Source organism: Faecalimicrobium dakarense (assembly GCF_000499525.1).
GTDB classification, from domain to species: Bacteria; Bacillota; Clostridia; order Peptostreptococcales; family Peptostreptococcaceae; genus Faecalimicrobium; species Faecalimicrobium dakarense.
In genome coordinates, this window is record NZ_HG529311.1 from 1 (window position 1) to 5,727 (window position 5,727).

Here is a 5,727-nt window from a genome sequence, read left to right on the forward strand (position 1 = left end):
TACTATTACTGTTGGTACTGTAGATACTTGGAATCTTTCTGCTAATTCCATACTTTGATCTATATCAACTTTTAGAAAATCTGCTTCATTTTCCATATCATTTCCTAATGCTTCAAATACTGGTGATAACATTTTGCATGGTCCACACCAAGTTGCAAAAAAGTCTACTACTACTATCCCCTCTTTATTTTCTACTTTATTTGAAAATTCGTTTGTTTTTATTATTTGTGCCATAATGTTCACTCTCCTATAATTTTTGATTTATTTTTCTTTATGTAATTATATTACTACTGTATATTTTCTTATACAATTAGGTACTTTTTTGTAACTATCTAAAACACTTTTTTAAAGTAAATATTTGCAAACATATCATCACATTTTATATACTTATACCCTTTATATACTATATTAATTATTTATCTGTTATTTATATCTATTTTAATTTACTTTATATTGTATAAAAATAAGCCTGAATGTGAATTCAGACTTATTTTATATGTAATCTTTATATAATTTTAAAATAATCTTCTATAAATATTTGCAAGTTCTTCCTCAGAAAATTGGACATACCCTTGACTAAGTAATCTTTGCTGATTTTCAACAATACTTACTGCAAAGCTTTCTATATCATCTTCTTTCATTCCGTACTCTCTTAAATTATTTCTAGTTATAATCTTATCTAATAATTCTTCAATCTTTTCATATACTTCATGAACATCACACTCTAATATATTACTTAAAAACTCATTTAATATTTTTATCTTTCCATTTGGATTTTTAGCATTGTATTCTTTAAATACAGCTGTGAAGAATAAGTAATTAGCTTCACCATGAGGTACATGATAACATCCACTTAAAGGATAACTCATCGCATGTACTGCTCCATTACTAGCATTACTAAATGCTATTCCTGCTAAATTACTTGCTGTAAGAAATTGATCAAGAATTGAGAATCTTGTATCTTGACCATCTTTTGATATTTTTTTAAATCCTTCTAAAATCATTTCCATTGCCTGCTTGCTAAATACTTCAGTATACACATTTGCTTTTGGTGACATAAAAGATTCTATTGCATGAATAAGTGCATCAATTGCACTTGTAGCAAAAAATTTATAAGGAAGGTCAGTTAAGAGTTCTGGAATAAGAACAGCATAGTCTGGATATAGCTCGTCTATAGCTAAGCCAAATTTAGAATTTAATTTTGTCATCTCTGTGACACTTATATTTGAAACTTCCGATCCCGCTCCACATGTAGTTGGAATTGCTATTAATTGTCTTACTTTCTCTAGAGGAATTCTTTTATTAAAAATATCATCAGCAGATTTTCCATCTTTTAATACGAGAATTTTTGCCATGTCAATTACTGCACCGCCACCAATTGCAATAATTCTTTTACAGTTACTTTTATTAAAGTCTTCAAGTAAACTGTCCATCATTATATCTGTAGGCTCTCCTGCTCCATATTTATTTTTATATATTACAGTTGCTTTTATATCTAATGGACCAAAGTATTTTTCATAAAGTCTCTTACTCACAAGTATAAAATCATCTTCTCCTATTTGAAATTCTTCTACAAATTCTTTTGTACTACTAAATTTTTGTACATTTGTTTTTTCCATAAATAATTTCATTGTTATTCTCCTTTATATTACTATTTACTTATTTAAAATTTGAGGATTATTATTTAGTAATTTATATCTATTATTTATTAATAACATAATCATTTTATCATAATTTACAAAATATTACTTCTGACTTTTTAATAAACTAAAGTAATTAAAAATATGGCAGAGATTTTTCTCTACCATATTTTTATTAAAGACTATTCTTGACCACCGTATCTTCTAAGCAGTTCTTTTTCTCCCATTTCAACTAACTTTCTGCTCATAGCGCCACCAACACGACCACCTATTTGACCATTTTGTTGAGCAGTTTTACTTGCTCCATTTATATTATTCATATCCATTCCTATTTCATTTGCTATTTCGAGCTTCATTTGATTTAAGGCTTGTTTTGCATTTGGATTTGCTGGTTTATTTGACATAAATAACCTCCTAAAGTTTATAAAATTTAATGTTTTAAATTTCTATTATAATTTGCTTATATGATATATATTTTATACTATCTTTACTTTTGTAAATTTTGCTATTACGCTTTAAACTATAAAAGACACATAGTACTAAATATATAAAAATGCTAGTATCCATTTTTACTAAGTAAAAACACATACTAGCATTTTCATTTTAACTTTATCTATAAGAAGTTTTTAGTGCCTGTAATAATACTTTCGGGTCTTTTTTGTAAGGTGTTACTGGGCGTATTTTCTTATTCGCTACATTAAATAAAGTATATATAGCAATCTTTGCAGCACGAACAGAATACTCTTCAGTAAATACCATATCTTCTGGAATCTCAACAAATTGACTAATCATAGCAAAATTAGTTGATCCTTTTGGAACAACGTTTGGACGATCACTCATCTTACGAGGTTGGAATTGTGCATCTATATAAGGCATCATACATGGAATAACATTTATAACATCTTCCATCATCTCCTCAATTTTATCTTCCATGTGTAAATGATGCAATAGTTCTATTAGCATTTCTTTACCACTACATTCACGCATAGGTTTCTTTACATAGTCCCCTACTTTATCTGTATATAATCCATATCCCCAGAAAATAGTAGTATCCATAGGTTGATTTTTAAAATGAGGTTGTGCTGCAACAACTATACTCATTAACCAACTAGAATCTTTAAATGTCATTAATGCTCCACTTCCTGGAATATTAGTTGAGAATTTTTCTATTAATTTTAGTAATTTATTGCCTTTACAAGTAACTGTGAAACTTTCCCAATTTGTTTGATCTGGATTACCAAAGAATGGCTCTGGATTTCCTAAACCAGGTTTTTTCTTAGCTACCTTTGACCATAATTCACCAGATATTGGCTTATTAGGGTTATACTCTGCTGGCGTATTGAAATCTCCTAATGTAGCACTGTCTGTCATGCAAGCATTTGTCATAATGCAAACATCTCCTGAATTTAATTCAATAACTTTTTTTCCACTTTCGTCTTCTATATGAATTTTAGTTACTGTAATTTCATCTCCTTCTTTAAAGTCTAAATCTGTTACAGTAGCATTTATACTAAAATCAACTCCGAATTCATCTAAGTACTCTTTTAATGGAAGTATTACAGATTCATATTGATTATAAGGAGTACGTGTAACCCCTTCTAACGTCTCTATACGAGAAAATTCAAATATCATACGGTCCATATAACGTTTGAATTCAAATAAGCTTGACCATTTTTGGAAGGCAAAAGTTGTTTGCCACATATACCAAAAGTTTGTTGTAAAGAAATGTGGTGTATGCTTAAACCATTGTTCTATAGTCATATCATCTAATTTTTCTTCTGGAGTAATCATTAATTTACCAAGAGCCATACGGTCTGCATTATTAAATCCCATACTCGTTACATCTTGTATAACTCCATTTTTATCAACTAATCTAGCTTGCGCATGTGTTGGATGTAAATGATCAAAGTTAAGTATTTCCTCTGTAACGCTCATACCTGGTGAATCTATTGATGGGATACTTGAAAATAATTCCCAGAAGTTTTCGTATGTCTCTTCATTTAACATTCTACCGCCACGGCATACAAATCCATTGGTAACATCTCCTGCACCATCATTACTACCACCAAGAATTTTCATACCTTCTATAATATGTATATTTTCCCCTTTAAAATTACAGTCTCTTATAAGGTATGCTGCTCCTGCTAGAGAAGCTAGCCCTCCTCCTACAAAGTAAACTTGTTTGTCATTATTGTTTGGAAATGGAAGTGATCTTACTAGCACTTTAGGTTTTTCTTTAAATTTTTTAACTCCTATTGTTGCTAGTGTAGCTATTCCTACGATTGAACCTATAGCTAATAATACATTTTTAGTATTTTTATTTAACTTTTTTCCCATAAATCAACCCTCTTCTCTCTACTTTAGTTAGATTTCTTACTTTTATTATAATTTATGTCACTTTAATTGTATATATACTAGATTTAATATTTTTTATTTAAAAATATTAAAAATACTTAATTTTTATCATATAAATTATTTCTTTTATAGCTCCACAACCATGATAATATGTTTCATTTAAAACTATTCTATTTATCATAATAAAAATCCCCTTTATCAATATACTTTATATTATATATATTAGATAAAAGGGATTTTTTTTCTATGAATATAGTAGCATAAATGACTATTTTCACTTTTGTAATATTTTACATAATATCTATGTAAAATATATTATTTATCACTAACTTTTTTAACAGTCTTTTTTCTATATTGCTTCCAATTCCTATTATTTTTGCTAGAAGTATTCTTTTTATTATTAGCACTACTTTTCTTATTATCATTTCTATTATTATTTTTATCATTTGTTGAAACATCATTTGCACTTGCACTTTGAGAGTGGTCTTTTACCACCCTTATTTGCTTCTTTATAAGCTTTTCTATTGACTTATGAAGATCTCTTTCTTCCATAGAACAAAATGAAATAGCTACTCCACTTTTACCAGCTCTTCCTGTACGACCGATTCTATGAACATAAGTTTCAGAAACTTCTGGTAAATCATAGTTTATTACATGAGATAATTCATCTATATCAATTCCTCTTGCTGCTATATCTGTTGCTACTAATACTCTTATTTTACCTTCTTTAAAATTATTTAAAGCAAGTTGTCTAGCATTTTGAGATTTATTACCATGAATAGCAGCTGATTGTATACCAGAGTTTATAAGTTGTGTTGTAATTTTATTTGCTCCATGCTTTGTTCTTGAAAATACTAATACAGATTCCATAGATTTATCTTTTAATAAGTCTATAAGTAAATCTTTCTTTTGCTTTTTACCTACAAAGTATATACTTTGGTCAACAGTTTCAGTAGTAGATGCTACTGGTGTAACTTCTACTTTTTTAGGATTTTTAAATATAGAATCTGCTAGTTTTGATATTTCTTTTGGCATAGTTGCTGAGAAAAATATATTTTGACGCTTATTAGGCATGTGTTTTATTATTCTTTTTACATCATGAATCATACCCATATCAAGCATACTATCTGCTTCATCAAGTACAAAGTATTTCACATTTCTTAAATCTATAAACTTTTGATTATATAAATCAAGCATTCTACCAGGAGTAGCTATTAATATATCTACTCCTTCTTTTAATGCCTTTGTTTGAGGATTTTGAGATACTCCACCAAAAATAACTAAGTTCTTTATATTCATATACTTTGAGTAAATTTCAAAGTTTTCTTCTATTTGTATAGCAAGTTCTCTAGTAGGTGCTAATATTACTGCTTTTATACCTTTTGCTGAACTTTTATCTTTATATATATTTTGTAATATTGGAATAGCAAAAGATGCTGTTTTTCCTGTACCTGTTTGAGCACATCCAAGTAAGTCATGTCCTTGTAATAAATATGGTATAGACTTTTCTTGTATTGGTGTTGGCTTTTTATATCCTTCTTCTTCTAATGCCTTTTTAATAGGCTCTATTATATCTAAATCTTTAAATAACATTGTTTCTCCTTTAAGCTTAACATTTAATTTTGTCTTATATTTATTGTATAAAAAAAGAGACTTTCAAATATATGCAAAACTAAACATATAAGTCCCCTTCATACATTATACAATATAATCTTTAAAATTAATATGAAAA

At 28.1% G+C, this 5,727-nt stretch carries 5 protein-coding genes; all 5 read right to left on the reverse strand.

The genetic code is table 11. The annotated features are described in order from the left end of the window. On the reverse strand, positions 1-234 hold a 234-nt coding region (locus BN899_RS07400; RefSeq protein WP_042274246.1), incomplete at its 3' end, for a thioredoxin family protein. A 281-nt stretch (positions 235-515) separates the two neighbouring features. Continuing rightward, positions 516-1,631 carry a 4-hydroxybutyrate dehydrogenase gene (locus BN899_RS07405; protein WP_042274247.1) on the reverse strand — a complete coding sequence of 372 codons (1,116 nt, stop codon included), beginning with the start codon at positions 1,629-1,631 and terminating at the stop codon, positions 516-518. A gap of 191 nt (positions 1,632-1,822) precedes the next feature. Beyond that, complete coding sequence (locus BN899_RS07410; RefSeq protein WP_042274249.1) at positions 1,823-2,044, reverse strand: alpha/beta-type small acid-soluble spore protein; 222 nt, start codon at positions 2,042-2,044, stop codon at positions 1,823-1,825. A 205-nt stretch (positions 2,045-2,249) separates the two neighbouring features. Continuing rightward, positions 2,250-3,977, reverse strand: coding sequence for an oleate hydratase (locus BN899_RS07415; RefSeq protein ID WP_042274251.1), 1,728 nt, complete (start codon positions 3,975-3,977; stop codon positions 2,250-2,252). 333 nt (positions 3,978-4,310) lie between these two features. Beyond that, complete coding sequence (locus tag BN899_RS07420) at positions 4,311-5,588, reverse strand: DEAD/DEAH box helicase (protein ID WP_042274252.1); 1,278 nt, start codon at positions 5,586-5,588, stop codon at positions 4,311-4,313. Positions 5,589-5,727: the final 139 nt, after the last annotated feature.